This window comes from bacterium (genome assembly GCA_024224155.1).
GTDB lineage: Bacteria > Acidobacteriota > Thermoanaerobaculia > Multivoradales > JAHEKO01 > CALZIK01.
Map to the genome: position 1 here is coordinate 21,622 of JAAENP010000018.1, position 21,024 is coordinate 42,645.

The following is a 21,024-nucleotide window of genomic DNA, read 5'->3' on the forward strand; positions in this document are numbered from 1 at the left end:
CTTCGGGCCTCCCATGATTCAGACCCCGGATCCTCGAAAAAGTTCCCGAAAAGTGCGACCGGTTAGCGAGCCGTGGTCGCAGCCCAGAGGCTCTCTGATTCGCGGGCATCGCCGTAGTAGGCGATGATTCCGTCCACGATCGCCTCGGCCACCCCCTGTCGGAAGTCCCGGGTCTGAATCAACTTGCGGTCCTCGGGATTGGCCAGATTACAGATCTCAAGCAGCACCTTGGCCGGAACTGCATTGTAGCGCAGGACCGCCGGGAGCCACTCGCGGCGCTTGCGGACGATCTTCTCGCGCACCGGCTTGTCGGCATGAACCGCGAGTCCACGCGCGTCGAGAGCGTCGATGAGGCTCTCGGCCAGATCCCGCGACAGGCCCTCGCTCTTGACGCGTTCTTCCGCGCTGAACACGACCCGGGGCTTCTCCCGCACCTCCCGGCGCGAGGCGTAGGCCATTCCTTCGCGCCCGTAGGATCCCTTGCCGTAGCGAGCTCCTGGGATATAGGCCATGCCGCCGCGCAGCGACGGATGCAACGAGTCCGCATGGATCGAGAGAAAGACGACCTTTTCGGGATCCCCCGCGGCCTTCAACGCCTGGCGCAGGAAGCTGTTCGCCAGATACCAGCGCAGGTGCAAACCGACGGTCGAGTCCTCGATCAAGTAACTGGGATTGGTCAGGACGGTGTGCCGACGCGAGGCGGGCAGCACGTCGCTTCCGGCAATCACGTGCCTGTCGCCGTCGCGAATCGTCGGCTTCACCACCGCGGCGCTCTCGGCTTCCAGCAACTTCTTGACCCGAACCATCACGTCGTAGACGTAGAGACTCTCCCATACGTCTCCATGCGAGGCGCCGACGTCCGAGCCGCCGTGCCCCGAATCCACAATCACGGTCACGCCGCTGAGACGCTTGGCGGTCACACTATTGCGGTATCGTGAGCTGGCTTCGAGGCCGGCCTCGTATTCGCGCCTGCGGGGGTCGGCCGCCGGCAAGAACTCCGGCTCCAACAGCTCGAAGGGGATCTTGACTTCGTATCCGATCGGGATCGCGGTGACCCGGTCGATGCCGCTCCGGTTGGCGATCGTGCCGGCCAGGGCGTTGACGTCCTCGGCATACACGCGCCCCGTAAAACGCACGACCACGCTCGAATAGAGGGCCTCTCCGGGCTTGAGGCTGTAGACGGCGTACTCGCCCTCGTCGTCTTCGTCGTACTCGATGTAGTAGGCCGACTCAGGAGGCAGCGTCGCGCGCAGCGCGGGTCGCAGGAGCCTCGCCGGGATCAGAACTCTCCGGCCGGGCGTCAGCTCATCTTCGCGCAAGCTGTTCTCCAGTCGGATCGCCCGGTAGTTGTCACCCCGGCCGGTAAACCACTCGGCCATTTGCCAAAGGTTGCCCTGCCCATACGTCGCGGGGCTGCCGATCTCGTGGTACCAGCCCTCGGCGGCGGCGTAGTCGTGAGCGAAGAGCGCCTTGACCACCCGCAGCTGCCACTCGGGACGAAGCCCGGAAAACGGGATCCGATAACGGGCCCCGGCGAGCAGCTGGCTGATATCGCCATTTTCCTTCGAGATCCGTTCGACCGCGGCCCGTTCGCCGCAAAACCGCAACGCGAAACCGAGCAGTCCCTCGCCCCGCTCGGGCTCGGCTTCGAGTCGGAGGCTCCTCTCCTCGGTCAGGGTGGCGACCACGCCCTCCTCGACCCGGGCGCGGTAGGTCGAAGCAGCCGAGGGCGTCGCGGCCAGCATGAAGAGGGCCGGGATGACGCCGGCCCGGAGCGCTCGCCTCGAGCCTCGTGAAGGCAAAAGCCTTTTCTTCAAGCTATTTAGACCCGACATCCTAAAGTTGAATTTTAGACTCTGCGGCGGTACGCGGGCAAATCGACATGCCAACAGTCCCGCAGCGTAGTTCGGCTGTCAGAATCAGGAGTCTTGACCAGAGCCTCCGTAGGTGAACGAATTCTGCGCCATCCTCTAGCGGCGCTTGTTGCCGGCCGAGCTGGCCGCTCCGGCCATCCGGCCTGCCATGCCGTCGGCGGCATCGTTCGAGACGCGGTCCTGTCCGTCGATACGATCGACCTGGATATCACGGTCGCGAGCCAAGGAGGTGCCCTGGCCAGCTCGCTCGCGGAGGAGAGCACCGGCACCTGCATCGCCCTCGGGGGTGATCGGTTCTCTTCCTACCGCGTGGTCGCAGGAGACTTCCAAGTCGACGTCTGGGACCGCGCGGGCGGAGGCTTGGTTGCCGACCTCGAACGCCGGGACCTGACCATCAACTCCATCGCTTGGGGCTTCGAGGACGGGAAGCTGCACGACCCGTTCGCCGGCCTCTCGGATCTTGCCGAACGGATGCTACGAGCCACGAAGGGCGATTGCTTCGAGCGCGACCCGTTGCGGGTGCTTCGCCTGGCTCGCTTTCACACGTTTCTCGACGGCTTCAAAATCGACTCGACCACCGCGAATGCGGCGCGAGACGCCGCGGTGCGGCTCGAGCGAACCGCCGTCGAACGAGTTCGAGACGAATTGCACAGGACCCTTGCGGCGGACTCGACACACCTGGCCTTGGGATCGTTGAGCGAGCTGGGAGCGCTCGCGGTTCTGGTGCCGGAGACCGCCGATCCGAGCGCTTCCGCCAGTCTCCTCGAGAGCGCCGGCCGACTGGATCAATACCTCACGTTGCTCGCGGCCGAGCTCTCCGAGAGGGAGTGGAGACGGGAAGACCGACGAGTGGCGGCGATCTCGCTGCTACTGGCCCACCAGAGCGACGGACTGTCGATCACCGCGACCACCGGCCTCGAGAGGCGAGGCCTGACGACCCGAAAGACCCTCCGAGCGGCAATCCGGCTCCTGGCCGACCAGCTACCGAAAAACGAAGACGACCGTCGCCTCTTCATTCTTGGACACGGACCCCACTGGCCGCTGGCCCTCGCGGTCCACGTCGCCATGACGCCCGAGATCGGGGTCTCGGCCGCCAGGCAGCTGGCCATCGAGCTCCAGGTTACCGCGCGTGAGCACCCTTCCCTGGTGCGCGGCGCGGTCCCCCTGCTCGACGGCCACGCGGCCGCGCGCATCTTGGGAGTCGCGCCGGGCCCGGCGGTCGGCGAGGCACTTCGCGGTCTGGTACGTGCCCAGGCCCTCGGCCTGGTCACCACCCGTGACGAGGCCGAGGACTTCCTGCGCAAGCAGAAGCCGATCGCTACTACTTTGCGGCCGCCATCAGGCGCTGATTGAGCTCTTTGATTCGATCCGACAGCTTATCGATCTTCTGCTGCGCCTCTTGCCGTAGCCGGTTGTACTCGCTGGTCAACTGCGACTGCTGCTGGCTCAATTCCTCCATCTGCAGCCTGCTCGACTCGAGGGCCTGCCTCTCCTCGTCGACCGCCTTCTCGAGCCCGGCGATGACCTCGTCTTTTTCAGAGAGCAGCAGATGGTGCTTCTCCTCTTGCTCCTCATAGAGCTTGCGGAACTGCTGCAGCTCGGTGATCTGGGAAAAATCGGCTGTTGATGGACTCATGTTCTCTCCGCCTTCTTCCAGGTTGGGAAACATCTTGCGCAGCTTCAAAGACAAGTCATCGGAATCGGGAGACTGATGCATGGCCTCTTCGTACGAGATCGTTCCATGCACCAGCAAGGAGATCAGCGACTGGTTTAGCGACTGCATGCGGTAGTACGACACCGAAGACTCGATCTCCTCGAGCAGAGGCTCGGTCTCCCCCTTCTCGATGAGGTTCGAGATCCTTGGACTCGCGCGCATGATCTCGAGGGCCGCCACCAGGCCGCTCCCGTCCTGGCGCTCGACGAGCTTCATCGAGATGACGCTCTTGAGCACCTGCGCCAGTTGCAGCCTGACTTGACGCTGCTGGTCTCCCGGAAACGTGTCGAGGATCCGATCGACGGACTGCGTCGCGCTGTTGGTGTGAAGGGTCGAGAAAACCAAATGGCCGGTCTCGGCGGCGGTGATCACGGTGCTGACGGTTTCCGGATCGCGCATCTCTCCGACCAGAATCACGTCCGGATCTTGCCGCAGCGCGTTTCTCAGCGCTTCGGCAAAGCTGATCGTGTCGGTTCCCACCTGGCGCTGCGAGACGGTGGCAACATCATCGCGAAAAAGAAACTCGACCGGATCCTCGATCGAGATCACGTGAACCGGGCGGTTTTGAATCACGTATTTGAGCATCGCGGCCAGCGATGTCGACTTGCCGCTTCCGGTCGGACCGGTAACGAGTACGAGACCGGACTTCATGTGGGTCAGGTCGCGAAGGACATCGGGCAAATCGAGATCCTCGATGCTCTCGATCTCGTAGGGGATTCTCCGGAAGACCGCGGCCAGCGTCCCGCGTTGGTGAAACACGTTGCCGCGAAACCTCGCGAGTCCGGGAACGCCGTATCCGAGATCGACCGACATTTTCTCTTCGAGCGTAACTTTCTGCACCGGGGTCAGAATAGCCGCCACCATCTCGTTGATGACCCGATTGGGCACCGGGTCGGAGTCCACCGGAATCAGCTTGCCGTGAACCCTGAGCAGCGGCGGGCGCTTCGGTCGCAAATGGAGATCCGAAGCTTCCTTGTCGGTCATCAATCGGAGCAACTGGTCCAGGTGCGCTTGGGCGCTGCCCTTCGCCGGTTGGGTCGGTGTCGTAGCCGGTTTCGGAACCGGCGACTTGGGGGGGCTATGGCCAAATGGCTGCATCGCAAAATCTCCGCCGACGAATCCACCCGGCGACTCAGGTTCTCCCATTCAAAGTCTCGGGACTATGACCTCTTCCATAGAAACGAAGTCGCGGAATCCGTCGACCAATGGTAGCGCAGTTTAGAATCTGCGCATGAGGCCGACGACAATGCCCTGGATCGTCACGTCGGCGGCCGGAACCCGAATCGGCCCCATGGTGTGGTTCGCCGGCTGCAGGCGAACCTCCGGTCCTTCGGGGTAGAACCGTTTGAGCGTCGCGTCGCTGCCGATCAGAGCAACCACCATCTCTCCGGCCGTCGCCGCCTCACGGCGTTGCACGACGACGAGATCGCCGTCGTGAATGCCCTCGTCGATCATCGAGTCACCACGAACCTTGAGAACGAAGTGATTGCTGCCGTTGCCGCTGGTCAGCAGATGCTGGGGCACATCGACCCGATCGTGGTCGGCAACGGCCTCGATCGGTTCTCCGGCCGCGATCAGGCCCAGGAACGGAAGCTGCTGCAGGGCTTCGGCCGCCTCGGTCTTGGCGTCCGCCAGCTCGACGCCGCGTTTCTGATTCCAGTGGCGCCGCAAGAACCCCTTGTTCTCGAGCAGTCTGAGGTGCTTGTTGACGGTGCCGTACGAGGAATAGCCGAATTGCTCACAAATCTCACGATGGGTCGGCGAAACACCGCGCTGGTCAACGGTCTCACGAATGAAGTCGAGGATCTGCTTCTGTCGCTCGGTCAGGTACTTCCGCATGGTTCGATCCTACGGCGCAAGTGGAGCGCAAGTCAAGCCCCCGGGCACCCTGAAACCCCTTCCAGAAAAGGGTTTTCTTGACTTTCCGCCACCCAGTGCATAGCTTCAGGGCTCACTCCAAGGAGGAACCGACCCGTGTGGAAAAAGAACGAAGAGACACCGCAGCCGGTTACCGCTGCCCCCCGCCCGGCGGCGCGCCCACAGGCTCCCAGCCAGGCATCCGTGATCGGAGCCAGCATCCGAATCAAGGGCGACCTCACCGGTCAGGAAAACCTGTTGATTCAGGGCCAGCTCGAGGGCGAGGTCCGGCTCAAGTCGAACAACGTGACGGTCGGCAAAGACGGCCGCATCCGGGCGGACATCTACGGCCGCAGCGTCTACGTCGAGGGTGAGGTCAAGGGGCACCTGTTCGGTGAGCAGGAGGTCGTGATCCGGGCCTCGGGCAAGGTCCAGGGCGACATCGTCTCCCCGCGAGTGGTGCTCGAGAACGGCTCGAACTTCAAAGGCTCGATCGACATGGAACCGGCTGCCGCCGCGCAGCCGGAGGCGCCTGCGAAGCCGAAAAAGGCCGCAAGTGCCGGAGCCGGCGGCCCGGCCCCGGTCCAGCCGGCCGCCACCGCCCAACCCACGCCGTCCGCCCAGTCGGACAACGCCGCCGAGAAACCCGCCGCGGCCCAAGGGGCTACCTCAGCGGCAGGGAACCGACAGTAAGAGGTGCGTGTCCAGGGCCCATCAGCCCTGAATCAGGGCGTGGCCGCCGGCGCCGTCGAGGCGAAGCCCGAGGAGCACACCTCGCTGGCGCTGGAGCACGCGCTGGCCCCGATCGGCTCCGACCACGGCTTCGTGCTCGACCTTGGTCCCGCATCGGGCGCAAACGTCTCGTTCTTCGCGGAGCGGAGCTGCAAGCTATTCATCGCCGATCTCAACAGCTCGATCTTCGGATCCGCCAATCCGGCCGATCGCGCCGAAGCGCTCGGCCGGGCGCTCGACCTCGACATCCCGACGAGCGACCCCTTCGATCTGATCCTGCTCTGGGATCTGCTCGACTACCTCGATGACGCCGAGATTCGCATTCTCGGGTCGCGCCTCCGGCCGGTTTGCCACGCGACGACGCTCCTCTACGGGATGATCTCGATCCGCAAGGAGATACCGGACCGGCCGTCTCGATTCGAGATCCGCAACGTGGGCTCGATCCTGTACACGGCGGGCTCGCAGTTCCTGCGTCGGTCCGCCCTTCACAAGGAGCCGGAGCTCGCCAAGCTCCTGCCCGACTTCGAGGTCGAGTCGACCTATCTCTTGCGCCACGGGATGCAGGAGTACCTCTTCCGGCGGCGCCGAGCCGACTAGCTTCGCGTGGCCACCGGTTTCGAGCTCGCGAGCCATCTGGTCCAAAGGAGGCTCGACAATGGCCTACGGGTCGTGCTTATGCTCGACCGCTCGCGCCCGCTGGTCGCCGTCAACCTCTGGTATCACGTGGGCTCCAAGAACGAGAGTCCCGGACGCACGGGCTTCGCCCATCTGTTCGAGCACATGCTCTTTCAGGGCAGCCAGAACGTCGGCACCAACGACCATTTCGCTCTGATCCAACAGGTGGGAGGCGTCGCCAACGGCTCGACGAGCTACGACCGCACCAACTACTACGAAACACTGCCCTCGCACTGCCTCGAGCTGGGTCTGTGGCTCGAGGCGGACCGCATGGGCTTCCTGCTTCCGGCCCTCGACGAGGACAAGCTCCGGAACCAGAAGGACGTGGTCATGAACGAGCGGCGCCAGCGCGTCGACAACCAGCCCTACGGCCGCGCCTTCGAGACGCTTCACGAGCTGCTGTATCCGGAAGGCCACCCGTACCGCTGGCCGGTGATCGGCTACATGGACGACATCGCCGCGACGACTCTTCCCGAGATCCACGACTTCTTCGGCACCTACTACCGCCCGAACAATGCCGTCCTGACGCTGGTGGGCGACTTCGAGGCGGACGCCGCCCTGGAGCAGGTCGAGCGCTACTTCGGGGACCTTCCGGGTGGCCCTGAGCCGCCGACGCCGGAGGTGGCGGCCGCAGAAACACAGCCGATTCGCCATGAGCTTCGCGACGCCGTCAATCTGCCCAGGCTGTACCTGGCCTGGCGGGGTCCCGGACTCACGCAGGACGATTGGCCCGCAGGCGATCTCTATTCCGTCGCCGCCTGCGGCGGCAAGTCGAGCCCTCTCTACCGCGATCTCGTCCTCGAACGCGAGATGGCCCAGGACATCTACGTCGGCATGGTGCCGCTCGAGCTCGAATCGACCCTGCTCGCGGCCATGACGCTACGTCCCGGCATCGACCCGGCCGAGGCGGAGGCGGTTCTCCTCGACACGCTGCGGGCCTGGCGCGCCTCTGCGCCCGACGCCACCGACTTCGAGCGCGCCCAGAACCGGACCCGGGTCGCGCACCTGCATGAGCTCGAGTCCTTCGAGAGCCGCGCCGACCTGCTGTCGATGTTCGCTACCCACTACGGCGATCCGACGCTGGTCGACTCCGAGCTCGAGCGCTATGCCGCCGTCACGCCGAGCGACCTCCTCGAGTTCACCCAGCGCTACCAGGATCCCGAGCGCGCCGTGACCCTCTGGGTGCTGCCCGAGGAGCCATCTTGAACGAGCCGCTCGACCGTTCTCACCCGCCGGCGCCCGAGCCGGCCAGAGGCTTCGAGTTCCCGGCCTGTGAGCACCGCCGGCTGAGCTCCGGCGTGGCCGTCCTCCGGCTCGCCGTCGACGGCATGCCCATGATCCACCTGCGTCTGCTACTCGCGGCCGGGGGGCACCACGCGCCGGCGGACTCTCCGGGCCTGCCCTCTCTCACCGCGGCGCTTCTCGACGAAGGCACCTCGCGGCGAACCGGCACCGAGCTGGCCGCCGAGATCGAGCGCCTGGGAGGATATCTGGCAACAGGAACCGGGTGGGACTCGACCGTCATCGAAACCGAAGTGCTCGAGAAGGACTTCGAGACCGGGATGGCGCTGCTCGCCGAGGTCGCCCGCGAGCCGAGCTTCCCGGATCACGAAGTCGGCCGGGTGCGCCGCCAGCTGCAAGCGGAGGTCAAGCGGCGCGAAGCTCAGCCGTCGTCTGTGGCCGGCATGCGCTTCGAGCGGTCTCTCTACGCTGGCACCGTCTACGACACGCCTTTGATCGGTACCCATGACTCCCTCGAGCGCCTGGACCGGGACGCGGTAGTCGACTTCTATTCGCGGCACGTTACACCCGCGGGTGCCACCCTGGTCGCGGTTGGCAACGTGACCTCGGAGCGACTGATCGAGCAGGCCGAAGCAGCCTTTGCCGGCTGGTCGGGCGGTCCCATCTCGAGACCCCGGATCGAGGCCGTAGCGCAGCAGGCTCTCCGGCTCGAAATCGTCGACCGCCCCGGAGCGGCCCAAACCGAGATCCGGGTCGGGCATGTCGGTATCGATCGAGCTCATCCTCGCTATCTCGAGGCGGCCGTGCTGAGCTGCCTCCTGGGCGGCAAGTTCACCAGCCGCCTCAACCTGAACCTGCGCGAGCAGCGTGGCTTCACCTACGGTGTACGCAGCTCGTTTGGAAAGAGAAGCGGCCCGGCGCCGTTCGTGATCTCGACCGCCCTCGCCAACGAGCACGTCGGCGAGGCGCTGGACGAGATCTTCGGCGAACTGGGGCGCCTCCTGGACGAGGCGCCCAGGGACGAGGAGGTCGCCGACACCAGGGATTACCTGATCGGCAGCTTCCCCTACACCGTCGAGACCCTGCGCGGGCTCGCCGGACGGCTGAGCGATCTCGCGGTCTACGACCTCCCCGACGACTACTATGCGAAATACCCCCGGGCCCTCGCGGCCATTTCCGGGGAGCAGCTTCTCGAAACCGCGCGCGAGCTCCTGACTCCCGACCGGGCTCTGGTGGTCTGCGTCGGCCCCGCCACGGAGCTCCAGGCGCAGCTCGAGGACCGGTTCGAGGTACCTGTATCCGTGATCCGGTCGGCCGACTCCGGCAGCTCCGCGTAGTCGCTCGAAGGACGCCGCGAAACAGCCCGAGGACCGGGCGTCGAACTGCCCGAAATCGCCCTTCCCACCTACCCGCCCGGCCGGGTTTGGGCCCCGCGGGCTGTGCTACGATCGCTAGCCCGAAAATAGAAGGAGGCATCCCAGAATGCAGGTCGAAAGCCCTGAAAACATAAGGAATATCGCGGTCGCTGGCCACAGCGACACTGGTAAAACCACCCTTGTGAGCTCGCTTCTCTACGCGGGCGGCGTCGTCAACCGGCTCAACAAGGTCGAGGACGGCAACACCACCACCGATTTCGATGCTCAGGAGATCGAGCGCGGCATCTCCATCGGCCTGGCGCCGTGCTTCGTGCCCTGGAAGAGCTACAAGATCAACCTAATCGATACGCCCGGCTACTCGATCTTCTTCACCGAAACCCGCGCCGGCGCGCGGGCCGCCGACGCCGTCTTGCTGTGCGTCAACTCGGTTTCCGGCATCGAGGTCTCCACCGAGAAGGTCTGGGAGTACGCCGACGAGATCAAAGCCCCGGTGATGTTCCACCTGACCAAGATGGACCGCGAGCGCGCCGATCTCGAGCACATCCTGACCGAGCTCAGAGAGCGCTTCCACCGCAACGTGGTTCCGGTCCAGCTGCCGATGGGCCGCGAGGACGACTTCACCGGCATCATCGATCTGGTCACCGAGAAGGCGTTCGAGTTCGACAAGGATGGCAACGGCCGCGGCAAGGAAGTGCCCATCCCGGACTCGATGGCCGACACCCTCGAGACCTATCGCACCCAGCTGATCGAAGCGGTCGCCGAAAGCGACGACGCTCTGCTGGAGAAGTTCTTCGAGGACGGCCTATCGGCCGAAGAGCTCTTCAACGGCCTGCGCCGGGCGATCCGCAAACATGAGGTTTTCCCGCTCACCCTGAGCTCGTCTCTTCACGGCGTCGGTCCGGCGGCCCTGCTCGACTCGATCGTCGAGTGCATGCCCAACCCCCTGGAACGAAAGACCTTCCCGGCGTTCAATATCGGTGACGAAGAGGTCGAGCTCGAAACCATCACCGACGGCCCGACGGCGGCCCTGGTCTTCAAGACTCTGAGCGACCCCTTCTCCGGCAAGCTCACCCTCTTCCGCGTGGTTCGCGGCACGGTCAGATCCGACACGCCACTGTGGAACACCCAGAAAGAGACCGATGAGCGCCTCGGTCATCTGCTCTCGATGCAAGGCAAGCACGGCGAGGCCGTGCCTCATCTCATCACCGGTGATATCGGCGGTGTCGCCAAGCTCAAGAAGGCCGCGAGCGGAAACACGCTCTGCGACAAGAAGCAGCCGATCAAGCTCGGCTGGATCGCGGAGCGCGAGCCCGCCATCGCCTACGCCATCGAGCCCAAGGCCAAGGGTGACGAAGAGAAGATCGGCGAGGCCCTCCACCGCCTGATGGAAGAGGACATCACCCTCCACGCGGAGCGCGACCCCGAGACCGCCGAGTATCTACTCTCCGGCACCGGCCAGCTCCACATCGAGATCGCGGTCGCCAAGCTCAAGGAGCGGTTCAAGGTCGAGGTGGTGCTCCACCCCCCCAAGGTCCCCTACCGCGAGACCATTCGCAAGCCCGCCGACGGCCACGGGCGCCACAAGAAGCAGTCCGGCGGCCGCGGCCAGTTCGCCGATTGCCGGATCATCATGGAGCCCACGGAGCGCGGTGGAGACTTCGAGTTCCTCGACGAGATCTTCGGAGGCTCGATACCGCAGACCTATCGACCCGCCGTCGAGAAAGGCATCCAGGAGGCCCGCAAGCGCGGTTTCCTCGCCGGCTACCCGGTGGTCGACTTCCGCGTCCGGCTCAAAGATGGCCAGTACCATGACGTCGACTCCTCCGAGATGGCCTTCAAGATCGCCGGCTCGCTGGCGTTTAAAGACGCGATGGCCCGCGCCGCGGCGGTGATGCTCGAGCCGATCATGAAGGTCGAGATCAACACCTCGGACGAGTTCACCGGCGACATCATGAGCGACCTCGCCCAACGCCGCGGACGCCCGCAGGGCATGGAGACCAAGAGCGGCGCTCAGATCGTCAACGCCCTCGTCCCCATGGCCGAGATGCTCAACTACGACCCCGCTCTCACCGCCATGACCCAGGGCCGCTCCCGCTTCCACATGGAGTTCTCGCACTACGAGGAAGTCCCGCGAAACGTCCAGGACAAGCTGGTGGCCGAGGCACAGAAGGCGAAGGAAGAGGCGTAATCGGGACACGATCATCGGGGACACGATTCCTTCGTGTCCCCTCCCAACTGGTTCTCGAAGCGGCACTCGGTCGCCGTGTCCCCGCACTTGTAGCGGTCGACCACCGCTTGCCCTCGAGCGAAGCGAAGGGTGTCGACCGAACTCTCGTTCCCGCAGTATCTCGGCTCACCGCGCCGATAGTGGGCCGCCGGTGACCTCCCTCCGCTCGCACGGAGAGGCTCGCTCCGGGAGGCACACGGCCGGCCCTTCCTGCTCAGCGAGAGAGCTGAACGCATCGTGTTACCGTCGCCCGAAAGATTCACAATAATGGGTCCATCGGTGCTCTTATCGCAATATCCGATCGGAAGCGAGACAGCAGCGTTATCGTGCATTCTAGGTACGCATAACACGCCAATTCAGAGATGTCTTTTCCTCTACAGAGCCAGGCAGCGTTAGGCTGTTTGCCACCGAAACCGGCCGAGGCCAAAGAGAACATGCAGCATTTGATTCACCGTTCGCATCCACCAACTGGATGCCGATTAACATGTTAGGTATCGCAGAGACGATAGAGACAGATGAATGACGATCGTCGCATGCTTGAGGTAGCAATCGACCGGGTCCTGACCGGCCGAGACATTCACGTTGGGCCCGTGACGGCACTCGAGGGTCTGGACTGGGAAGTGGCTGGCAGGCAAACGGCCGGGTTCCCGCACTCGATTCTTCAGCTTGTCAACCATATGACCTACTGGCAGCACTGGGTGGTGAAGTGGCTGGATGGGCAAGAGCCTCCGATTCCGGAACATGCCAGTGGCGGCTGGCCCGGAAGTGTCAGCCCAGCAACCGAAGCGGAGTGGGAAGCGGCAGTGGCAGGGTTCCTCAGGGAGTTAGATGCCCTAAATCGGCGGTCTCGCGGTGCGGATCTCTTGTCGCAGCTTGGAGAGAAGAGCCGGCTAGAAGTGCTTCAAGCGATTGCCGCACACAACAGCTATCACCTCGGTCAGGTGGTCGCTCTGCGGCAAATGCTTGGCGTGTGGCCAGCCCCTTCTGGTGGCCTGACGTGGTAGCCATCCAGACGGGAAGGAACGCGAGGCGATGCCTAACAACTCGCTGGAGCGAACGCCGCTAGCGTGGCGCCGCTCAGCTCAAAATCCGTTAGGCCTCATTGCGAACCATAACGTTTGACGCTATTAACGTTATGCGTTAATATTAGGCGGTGATCCGGAGCTTCCGCAACAAGGAAAGCGAGAAGCTCTTCGCCCGGCGGCGGAGCCGTGCTGTTCCGGGTGTATTGAGGAGAGCCGCTCTCCGGAAGCTCTTGATTTTAGATGCGGCGGAAGCGATTGAGGATCTGCGAGTGCCACCCGGAAACCGCCTGGAGAAGCTCAGAGGCGACCGCGCGGGGCAGCACAGTATCCGAATCAACGACCGGTACCGGATCTGTTTTGTTTGGAAGAGCGGTAGTGCCCACGATGTTGAGATCGTTGACTATCACTAGGAGTTGTCATGTCGAAGCGAGCATTTGAGCCCATTCATCCCGGAGAAATTCTACTCGAGGAGTTCTTGAAGCCTCTGGGCCTTAGCCAGTACCGGCTAGCGAAGGGCATTAGCGTTTCTCCGCGACGGATCAACGAAATCGTGCATGGCAAGCGCGCCGTGACCGCCGACACTGCACTTCGACTCGCTCGTTTTTTTGGAACGACCGATGGCTTCTGGCTGAATCTGCAGACACGTTTCGATCTCGAGTCTGAAAGGGATCGGCTAGGCAACCTACTCGACGCGCAGGTTGAAGTCCTGGCGAAGGCCGGATGACGCCTAACCCCTCGCTGCACCGGACACCGCCTGCATGCGTTCTTCAACCGTAACCATGTTCGGGTTCACCAGTTCACTGCGGGTGGCCGCCTTCGCCAGCAGTGCTGGTGAGCTCAAACCTCGTTAGGCAGCACTCGTGCCGGATACAGACGCCAAATGGACGGGCGAGATCGGGTGCGAAGGCGGGCCGATTCTCGTCGCGAACACCGATGACTTCCGACATTGGCACGGGGCAGACCCCCTTCCACTCGAAGCCAGGCGTGAGCTTCATTTCAGGATCGTTACCCTCGCAGATGGGCGCCGGCTGCACGCGGCCCTCGATCCCGCGAGCGAGTACGACCGTGCCATCCGAGATCTCGAGTTCGAAGCAGTCCATTCGTTCGGGCCTAACCGTACCTGCTATCTCTGGAGCGTCGAGCCGGGGCTGGTGGCAGTTTCGGTGAACCGCGGGCACGACCGGCTGCATTGGGCCCAAGTGAACTTCGCTGACGGTCCGTCGGACGTTGCCGACGCGTATGCCTACGCGGACGCGAGTGCAGCGCAGACATCGGGGCTCTCATACGCGGTGACTTCGGGGCCAGTCGTAGTAGCCTGGTCGCCCAACAGCGTCCGCGATCTCTCCTCTCCGGATGCCGCGTCACGGGCCACCACCGACGACATCCCGCGAATCCTTGATCTTGCCACCGGGGGCAGCGGAGCGTCACTCTGGCTCGATCCAGGTAGCTACCTCGCTTCATCCGGCTACCACGAAACCGAAGTATGGGGCGTCAGCTGGTGCACGCTCGAAAGGCGTGCTGCCTAAAGAGCGCTTGCAGCTGACAACTCCCAAGCAAGAGCATCGAGCAGCACACCCTGGCGGCACTGCATCGCCTGCGCCCAGGCTGGCTTGGCACCGGCAGGGCGCATCAACCCCGTGCGCGGGATTCCAAGGAGTCCATTCCATCACTGCACCGGGCACCGCCTCGCGTACTCCGGGCCGGGTATAGAATTCGGCGCGGTGGTTGAGTCTCTGAAGCCAGTACTCATCAGCACCGCGGGCGGTGCCGGTGTGCTCAAGATCCACTAGAGAGCGCTGGAATGGTCGGCGAAGGCTTGCCCGATTCATACACCAACGCGAAATCGCGCGTCGCGTAGATGCGAGCTCCGAGTTTCAATCAGTATCTCGTGCGCCGCGGGTATGATCTCCGCAGAGGCAGCGGGCCGTTCCTGTGGCGACTGTTCTTGGGGTCCTGGGTCCAGCCCGGCTTCCACCGGTTCTGGAGGGTTTGGAATCCCCTCTACGGGTATTTTCTGTACCGGCTGTATCTTGTCCTTGGTGGTAACCGCCACCGGCTGGTGGCTACGCTGACGGTCTTCGCTTCTTGCGGCTTTGTTCTGCACGATCTTCTTGTTTTTCTGTTCTCCGGCTACTTTTCTCTCGTTTGCACTTTCGGTTTTGTGTTCTTCGCCATCCTCTCTTTGCTGTCGGCTCGCTTCCAAAAGCTGCTTCGGCAGGGGGAATGGCCTGCTGCTGCTAACGCAGCCGCAAACATCGGGGCTATCATCGTTGGGTTGATTGGCGGTGTTTGGGCCAACAACATCCTTCTTGGATAGAGGCTGTTTGGTAGCAACTCACTACGCCTTGTCACCCGGAGAACTCCTGATGGACGCGGCGCCCTCTGACAAATCGCTGAAGCCGACGCGCTCCCGCGCGCGGCTTGGCTCTGGTCCGTTAGGCAGCTTTCCAGAGGTGTTTCGAGAATGACCATTCGAGGTCACGTTGGAGTCTTTCTGATCGCCACCGTCGTCTGGGCCGGCTTCTGGATCGCTGGCCTGCCTTCCTATTATCAGCAGTACTCCAAGCTTCTGATGATTTGGTTTGACTCGCTTGTCCTGATTCCCATTGCCGCCATCGTCTATTTCGTTCTGAGGCGCCTGCGACCCGAGAGGCGGCTTACGATCGCGCTTTGGCTGGCTTTCTATTTCACATTTCCGCTGGCGATCTATGACTGGCTCTACTGCGGGCTTTACCTGGGTCACGGTATTCGGTTCATCTCGAGATATTGGTATCTGACCGTTTACTACGCGATACCCTGGGTTCTCTTGCCACTTATGGCACTTCTTCTCAATCGCATGCGCCCAGGGCAAATGGAGAATTCGAACGCCGCCTAAGCACTCGTTGCACCGGACACCGCCTCGCGTGCTTCGGGCCGGGTGTAGACTTCGGTGCAGTGGTTAGCTTCAGAAGCGTAGTCCTGACCAGCATCGCCAGCGGTGCCGGTGAGCTCAGAATCCGATCCGTTACGTGCCGCTAGGAAACGGAGTAGAAACATGGGAGGACTCAGATGAAAAAGAGAACACTGGTACTCGGGTTTTGTCTGTCAGCGATCGTGTTGACCTTGCCAGCTTCGGCAGGCAATGGCAAAGAAGCCCTCATCAGTGAACTTGATGCCCTGGGGCAGAAGATGGAGCGCTCGATGGTTGAGGGCGACATCGAGACAACGCTCTCGTACTACGCGGATGATGCAGTCCTTCTTCCGAATTGGGGCGAGAAAGTCGTTGGCAAAGAGGCCATTCGGAAGAAGATGGAGTCCGATCGCGAGGGCGGAATGAGGTTTGAATCCTTTAGTGGGAAAACTGAGGACGCCTGGGAATGCGATGGCAAGGTCTATGCGATTGGTACATACGCGCTCTCATTGAGGTTGCCCGGTATAGAAAGACCGGTTGCCGACAAGGGCAAGTTCATCGCGGTGTGGCGGCGTGGCCACGACGGCAAGCTGGCGGTCATTTACGACATGTGGAATACCGACATTGCCATGGGTAACTAGGCACCTGCTCTGTGTGAGCTCAATATCCGTTAGACGGCGATGGGTAATGCTCTAGACCTTCGACCGGCAACTCCTGAGGATCTCGACTCGCTCTTTGAGTTGTATCGCACCGTCTTTCGCTTCCACATCCAGAGGATCTGGGGCTGGAACGAGGAGTGGCAGCGCTCCAACTTCAGCCGCGAGTTTGAGTCTTCGTCGACCACGGTCGTCGAGGTTGCCGGCCGCACGGCAGGATACGTGCAAACCGACAGGGAATCGAAGCGGCTCTATCTTCGAAACATCGCGCTGTATCCTGATATTCAGGGGCAGGGAATCGGCACGTTTCTTATTGAGCAGTTGCAGCAAGAGTCGAGAGAGTGCGGGGTTCCTCTCGAGCTTGTCTTGTTCCGCACGAATCCCAGGGCGCGCGAGCTCTATGAGCGGCTAGGATTTAAACAAACCGGCCAGACGGACGCCTTTGTAAAGATGTCGTGGCATGCGGCCTAACCACTCTCTGCACGGACCAGGAGGGCACAATGGGAAAGGTCTACGAATACATCGATGACAAGCTGGCGGAGTGGATCGCGCAGCAGCACGTCTTCTTCGTGGCAACAGCACCGCTGAGCGCTGAGGGGCATGTCAACAGCTCTCCCAAGGGTGGGGACTCGTTCAGAGTAGTCAGTGGCTCTGAAGTCGCCTACCAGGACTACACAGGCAGTGGAGTCGAAACCATCGCTCATCTGCGCGAGAACGGACGCATCGTAATCATGTTCTGCGCGTTCAAAGGCCCACCGAAGATCGTGAGGCTTCATGGTCACGGCACAGTTGTCACCAACGACCACACACGGTACGCAGAACTGGCGCGTCACTTCCCCTCAAACCCCGGTACACGTTCAATCATTCATGTGTCCGTAGAGCGGATTTCCGATTCTTGCGGCTACGCGGTACCTCTTTGCGAGTTCAAGAGGCCCAGAGACACGCTTGATCGGTGGGCCGTAAGCAAAGGAGATGAACGACTGAAGGAGTATCGTCGGGAGAACAACGCGCAAAGCCTTGATGGTCTTCCGGGGATCGAGATAGATGCCTAGACGCTACCATCATGTCGGGATTCCAACGGATGTTGTTCGGGCTGACGAAACCTACCTGGAAGACTTTCGAGTTTACGTATCCGGCTACGATTCGAGTCCCTATGGCGTGGAGTGGATGCGGTTCGAATCAGACAGCCCGCTTCCAGAGCTGGTCAAGACCGTGCCGCATGTGGCTTTCGAGGTAGACGATCTGGAGAAAGAGCTCTTGGGGAAAGAGATCCTGATCGAGCCAAACAGCCCTTCGCCAGGTTTGAGAGTCGCTTTCATCGTGGACAACAGAGCCCCTGTCGAGTTCCTGGAGTTCTCGGGCGCCTCGTCTGACAAAGCCAAGGTGCGCGTCCTGCGCTAAACTTTTATCCGATGATCATCCGCTTCAGGAAGGAGTTCGCGCTCCCCTCTGAGCAGGTCTTTGCCTATTTCAAGACCCCGGCGGACTGGGTCGGCCTGTTCGGCTTTGCCGGCGCACCACAGGATCGGGGCAATGGCTGGTGGGCCGTCCCGTTGAAGAGGTTTCCGTTTCCCCTGGTCGCACGAAACACGCGGCTCGAAGAGAATCGGCTAGCGCGTTGGGAGTTCCGCGGGTTCTGGCGCGGCACCGGCGAGGTTCGGCTTACCGATACGGCGACCGGGGTAGTCATCGAGGGCTTCGAGCAGATCTCGGTTCGCTGGCTCGGCATCTTCTCGGTTCTGGCCGAGAAGCTCATCCTGGAGCGCGGCTTTCGGGGCGTGTGGGAGTTCGGCTGGCACCGCCTGCGTAGGATCGAGCAGCAGGCATCCTAGGCCCGGACTCATCCGTTCAGGGGCTGCAGTGATCAACGTCGTTCGCTTCCTCCTCTTCTCTCTCGCTCTGGCCGCAGTGCCGGCCTCCCTGTCGGCCGACTGCGTGATCCTTCTGCACGGGCTGCTTCGCACTTCTGCTTCCATGGAGAAAGCGGCAGCCGCCTTCGAGGCCCGGGGCTATACGACTGCAAACATCGACTACCCGTCTCGCGACCTTCCGGTCGAGGATCTTGCCCCGCTCGCGCTCGAGGCAGGACTGGCCGCGTGCCCGGACGAGGGGACCATACATTTCGTCACCCACTCGCTTGGCGGAATCCTCGTGAGGTACTACCTCGAGAGCCGGCAGATCCCCCGTTTGGGTCGCGTCGTCATGCTCGCGCCTCCGAACCAGGGCAGCGAGGTCGTCGACCGGTTGAGCGACGTTCCGGGCTTCGAGGCCATGAACGGCCCCGCCGGTCTTCAGCTGGGAACGGACGAACACAGTGTCCCGTCCAGACTGGGGCCGGTCAGCTACGAGGTCGGGATCATCGCGGGCACCGAAACGTTCAACCCGATTCTCTCTCAGTACTTGCCGAATCCCGATGACGGCAAAGTCTCCGTTGAGAACACGAAGGTGGAAGGAATGAGCGACTTCATCGTCTTGCCACATTCGCATCCCTTCATCATGCAGGCGCCGGCCGCTATCGAGCAGGCTGTGTCGTTCATCGAATCCGGCCGGTTCGTGCACGACGCACCGGACGAGCCGTCAGAACCCCAGCGCTAGGAAGCGCTACGGACAGCTGGGGGGCCGATACAGGGTCGCGGTGAGGGCCGCGTCGGCCGCGACTTCAAAGCCGTTACCAAGAGCCAAATACTCACCGGCTCGGAGCTCGACCGCTCCGGCTTGCACGAGGACCTCGGGCCCGGCCGTGACCGAACGACACGCCTCTCGCACCATCCAGCCACTCAGAACTTCCTGAGTGATCCAGAGATCGAGTGGCGGCACCCAGCCGCCGAGGTACTCGTCCGCTCCCATGTCACAGTCGGTCGCCGGCCGAAGCTCGCCGTCGCAGTCGAACCTCTGACCGGGAAGGCAGGCGCCCAGCCCGAGAACCGATGAGTAGGGGGTGAGGTGGAAGTCGCCGCCGGCAGGGTCGGCGAAACCCGGGTTGACGGCGATGACCGATGGCTCCGGAAGGTAGAGCCCGCCCCACTGGGTGACAGCCGGAATATCCGAATGCTCGGCGCTGACGTAGACGAAGTCTGACCCGAGTTCCTCGATCCACAGATCGTCGGGGGCGTCCACAGCCCCGAGATTCAGGGCCAGAACCGAGCTGTCGAGAAAGAGCCATCCTTTACCGCTTCCGGTCTGCTGGAAGACCAGGCCGCCGCCGTAACCCGCTTCGTTGCCGGCGACGGTGATGGAGCGGATACGCCCGACGAGAGTCGAGGCGTCGTCGATTCTGAATCGGACTCCCCCGCCGACCCCAGTGGCGGAGTTATCGGTGACCATCGTGTCCCAGATATCGGCTTCCAGGTTGCACGCCACCGGCCGGATCTGCACGCCGCCGCCGGAGTCGGCGGCGTGATTGCCATCGACAACCACCCAGGCAAGATCGAGGTGACCGTAGCCGAGGGTGCAGCGAAACGAGAGCCCGCCTCCGTCTTGAGCCCAGCCGTCCGTCAGGGTCAGGCTCTCGATCTCGAGATCGGCCTTGCCGTCGCTGTCTTCATAGGTGAGTGCCGCGCCGAGTCCGTTGGCGTCGATGACGGTGTCGAAACCCGAGACCTGACGAGTGGTGAAGTCAGAGCTCCAGCCGCCCTGGAGGATCACCGGCGACGGCGGGTCCGTTATGGAAACGGTTTCGAGGTAGGTACCGGTTGTCAGATGCACGACGGTCTTGTAGTGCCCACCGGCGGAGATCGCCTCGTCGATGGCATGCTGAATCGTGCCGCAGGGCACGGCCGAATCGGAGCACGAATTGCCGACGTCACTTCCTCCTGGACGTACCCAGCGCTCGAAGGGGACATACTCGTCCGCTCCGATGTCACAGCCCCAGAGCTCCTCGGGAGGCGGTCTGAGATCGTCGTCCATGTCGAGAGCGGGCGCGATGCGAGCGTAGATCGGCCCGTAGGGGCCCGGCAAGAACAGGCCGCAGATCCCGGCGTCGATCAGGTCTGACGCCTCGCCGAGATGATAGCCGTCGCTCGGCTCGACGAAGAACGGATCGGTGTCGAGCATGCCGCCGATTGGGTTGTAGGTCGCGTTGAAGCCCATTTCCGTGCGCCCGACGTCCGAGTACCAGGCGGTGATCTCCGTCGTTCTGCTATCGCCGATGGCATCGATCTCGTTGTAGCTGTTGCCCCAGGCGATGCTGTTCACCAGACTGACCGTGGTCTGGCCTTGATCCCACGATCGGGCGACGATGCCGGGGGTACCGTTGTCCGTGACGGTCGTGTTGAGCAGGTCGACGTCGGTGGTCGCCTCGTCGTGGCAGCCGTCGCAATACCCGGACCGGACGTAGATGCCGCCCGACTCCGAGGTGTTCTGCGCCAGAATCGAGTTGACGAGGTCGATGTCCGCGGTTCCTTCGCGAATCGAGTTGGCGTAGAGAGCACCTCCCCAGCCCTCGGAGTCGGGCCATTCCTGGGCCTCGTTGCCGAGCACGGTCGAGGACTCTAGCCGGATCTTGGCCACGCCGCCGAGATCGGCCACGGCGGCGAGTCCGCCTCCCTCACCGGCGATATTGGCCTCGATGAGCGAGTTCTTGATCACAAGCTCGGCGATGCCCACCCAGGCCTGAACCGCGGCGCCGCCACCGGTCCCCGCGTGATTCTCGCGCAAAACGACGTGGTCGAGAGTGACCTTGGCCGTGGCTGCCGCCGTCAAGGCCCGAACCGAGACGCCGCCACCGTAGGGACTGCCCGAGGCCGTGCCGTCGCGA

Annotated in this window: 22 protein-coding genes; 18 read left to right on the forward strand and 4 right to left on the reverse strand. The window is 62.9% G+C overall.

All coding sequences use genetic code 11. The annotated features are described in order from the left end of the window. Window positions 1-62 precede the first annotated feature (62 nt). Window positions 63-1,802: an N-acetylmuramoyl-L-alanine amidase gene (locus GY769_01920; protein MCP4200675.1), complete on the reverse strand. Its 1,740-nt coding sequence runs from the start codon at window positions 1,800-1,802 to the stop codon at window positions 63-65. Window positions 1,803-1,928: 126 nt separating this feature from the next. Here GY769_01920 and GY769_01925 point away from each other — a divergent pair, with 126 nt between their 5' ends. After that, window positions 1,929-3,227 carry a CCA tRNA nucleotidyltransferase gene (locus tag GY769_01925; GenBank protein MCP4200676.1) on the forward strand — a complete coding sequence of 433 codons (1,299 nt, stop codon included), beginning with the start codon at window positions 1,929-1,931 and terminating at the stop codon, window positions 3,225-3,227. Here GY769_01925 and GY769_01930 read toward each other — a convergent pair. After that, window positions 3,196-4,572 carry a PilT/PilU family type 4a pilus ATPase gene (locus GY769_01930; GenBank protein MCP4200677.1) on the reverse strand — a complete coding sequence of 459 codons (1,377 nt, stop codon included), beginning with the start codon at window positions 4,570-4,572 and terminating at the stop codon, window positions 3,196-3,198. The two genes, GY769_01925 and GY769_01930, sit on opposite strands and share 32 nt — an antisense overlap. 234 nt (window positions 4,573-4,806) lie before the next feature. Further along, entirely contained in the window at window positions 4,807-5,427 is a 621-nt protein-coding gene (gene lexA, locus GY769_01935; GenBank protein ID MCP4200678.1) for a transcriptional repressor LexA, read from the reverse strand. A gap of 135 nt (window positions 5,428-5,562) precedes the next feature. On the opposite strand from lexA, the gene GY769_01940 reads away from it, so the two are divergent. The 17 genes from GY769_01940 to GY769_02020 all read left to right on the forward strand — a co-directional run bounded on the left by GY769_01940 (window position 5,563) and on the right by GY769_02020 (window position 18,863). Continuing rightward, the gene (locus GY769_01940) at window positions 5,563-6,138 is read left to right on the forward strand and encodes a polymer-forming cytoskeletal protein (protein ID MCP4200679.1); all 576 of its coding nucleotides are present in this window, start codon (window positions 5,563-5,565) and stop codon (window positions 6,136-6,138) included. A gap of 39 nt (window positions 6,139-6,177) precedes the next feature. After that, a complete protein-coding gene (locus GY769_01945) occupies window positions 6,178-6,774 on the forward strand; it encodes a hypothetical protein (protein MCP4200680.1) in 597 nt (198 codons plus the stop codon). A gap of 6 nt (window positions 6,775-6,780) precedes the next feature. Beyond that, window positions 6,781-8,058, forward strand: a complete 1,278-nt coding sequence (locus GY769_01950; GenBank protein MCP4200681.1) for an insulinase family protein — start codon at window positions 6,781-6,783, stop codon at window positions 8,056-8,058. Next, on the forward strand, window positions 8,055-9,431 hold the full coding sequence (locus tag GY769_01955; GenBank protein MCP4200682.1) for an insulinase family protein: 1,377 nt from the start codon (window positions 8,055-8,057) through the stop codon (window positions 9,429-9,431). Before GY769_01950 ends, GY769_01955 begins: the two co-directional genes overlap by 4 nt. A 145-nt stretch (window positions 9,432-9,576) precedes the next feature. Continuing rightward, window positions 9,577-11,658, forward strand: coding sequence for an elongation factor G (fusA, locus tag GY769_01960; protein MCP4200683.1), 2,082 nt, complete (start codon window positions 9,577-9,579; stop codon window positions 11,656-11,658). Between the two features lie 554 nt (window positions 11,659-12,212). Then, complete coding sequence (locus GY769_01965; GenBank protein ID MCP4200684.1) at window positions 12,213-12,701, forward strand: DinB family protein; 489 nt, start codon at window positions 12,213-12,215, stop codon at window positions 12,699-12,701. 149 nt (window positions 12,702-12,850) lie between these two features. Next, window positions 12,851-13,132, forward strand: a complete 282-nt coding sequence (locus GY769_01970) for a type II toxin-antitoxin system RelE/ParE family toxin (protein ID MCP4200685.1) — start codon at window positions 12,851-12,853, stop codon at window positions 13,130-13,132. An 8-nt stretch (window positions 13,133-13,140) separates the two neighbouring features. Continuing rightward, entirely contained in the window at window positions 13,141-13,446 is a 306-nt protein-coding gene (locus tag GY769_01975) for a HigA family addiction module antidote protein (GenBank protein ID MCP4200686.1), read from the forward strand. Window positions 13,447-13,582: 136 nt separating this feature from the next. Beyond that, window positions 13,583-14,248: a hypothetical protein gene (locus GY769_01980; GenBank protein ID MCP4200687.1), complete on the forward strand. Its 666-nt coding sequence runs from the start codon at window positions 13,583-13,585 to the stop codon at window positions 14,246-14,248. A gap of 419 nt (window positions 14,249-14,667) precedes the next feature. Then, window positions 14,668-15,039: a hypothetical protein gene (locus tag GY769_01985; GenBank protein ID MCP4200688.1), complete on the forward strand. Its 372-nt coding sequence runs from the start codon at window positions 14,668-14,670 to the stop codon at window positions 15,037-15,039. A gap of 147 nt (window positions 15,040-15,186) precedes the next feature. Beyond that, on the forward strand, window positions 15,187-15,597 hold the full coding sequence (locus GY769_01990) for a hypothetical protein (protein ID MCP4200689.1): 411 nt from the start codon (window positions 15,187-15,189) through the stop codon (window positions 15,595-15,597). A gap of 173 nt (window positions 15,598-15,770) precedes the next feature. Further along, window positions 15,771-16,253 (forward strand): DUF4440 domain-containing protein, encoded by a 483-nt coding sequence (locus GY769_01995; protein ID MCP4200690.1) that lies wholly within the window; start codon window positions 15,771-15,773, stop codon window positions 16,251-16,253. Window positions 16,254-16,352: 99 nt separating this feature from the next. Beyond that, window positions 16,353-16,739: a GNAT family N-acetyltransferase gene (locus GY769_02000; protein MCP4200691.1), complete on the forward strand. Its 387-nt coding sequence runs from the start codon at window positions 16,353-16,355 to the stop codon at window positions 16,737-16,739. A 29-nt stretch (window positions 16,740-16,768) separates the two neighbouring features. Further along, on the forward strand, window positions 16,769-17,320 hold the full coding sequence (locus GY769_02005; protein MCP4200692.1) for a pyridoxamine 5'-phosphate oxidase family protein: 552 nt from the start codon (window positions 16,769-16,771) through the stop codon (window positions 17,318-17,320). Next, on the forward strand, window positions 17,313-17,669 hold the full coding sequence (locus GY769_02010) for a hypothetical protein (GenBank protein MCP4200693.1): 357 nt from the start codon (window positions 17,313-17,315) through the stop codon (window positions 17,667-17,669). The genes GY769_02005 and GY769_02010 overlap by 8 nt, the downstream gene beginning before the upstream one ends. An 11-nt stretch (window positions 17,670-17,680) precedes the next feature. Next, window positions 17,681-18,100 (forward strand): hypothetical protein, encoded by a 420-nt coding sequence (locus GY769_02015; GenBank protein ID MCP4200694.1) that lies wholly within the window; start codon window positions 17,681-17,683, stop codon window positions 18,098-18,100. A 67-nt stretch (window positions 18,101-18,167) separates the two neighbouring features. Beyond that, complete coding sequence (locus GY769_02020) at window positions 18,168-18,863, forward strand: alpha/beta hydrolase (protein ID MCP4200695.1); 696 nt, start codon at window positions 18,168-18,170, stop codon at window positions 18,861-18,863. A 6-nt stretch (window positions 18,864-18,869) separates the two neighbouring features. On the opposite strand, the gene GY769_02025 is transcribed toward GY769_02020, so the two are convergent. Further along, the coding region (locus GY769_02025; GenBank protein MCP4200696.1) for a hypothetical protein at window positions 18,870-21,024 on the reverse strand (2,155 nt) is incomplete at its 5' end.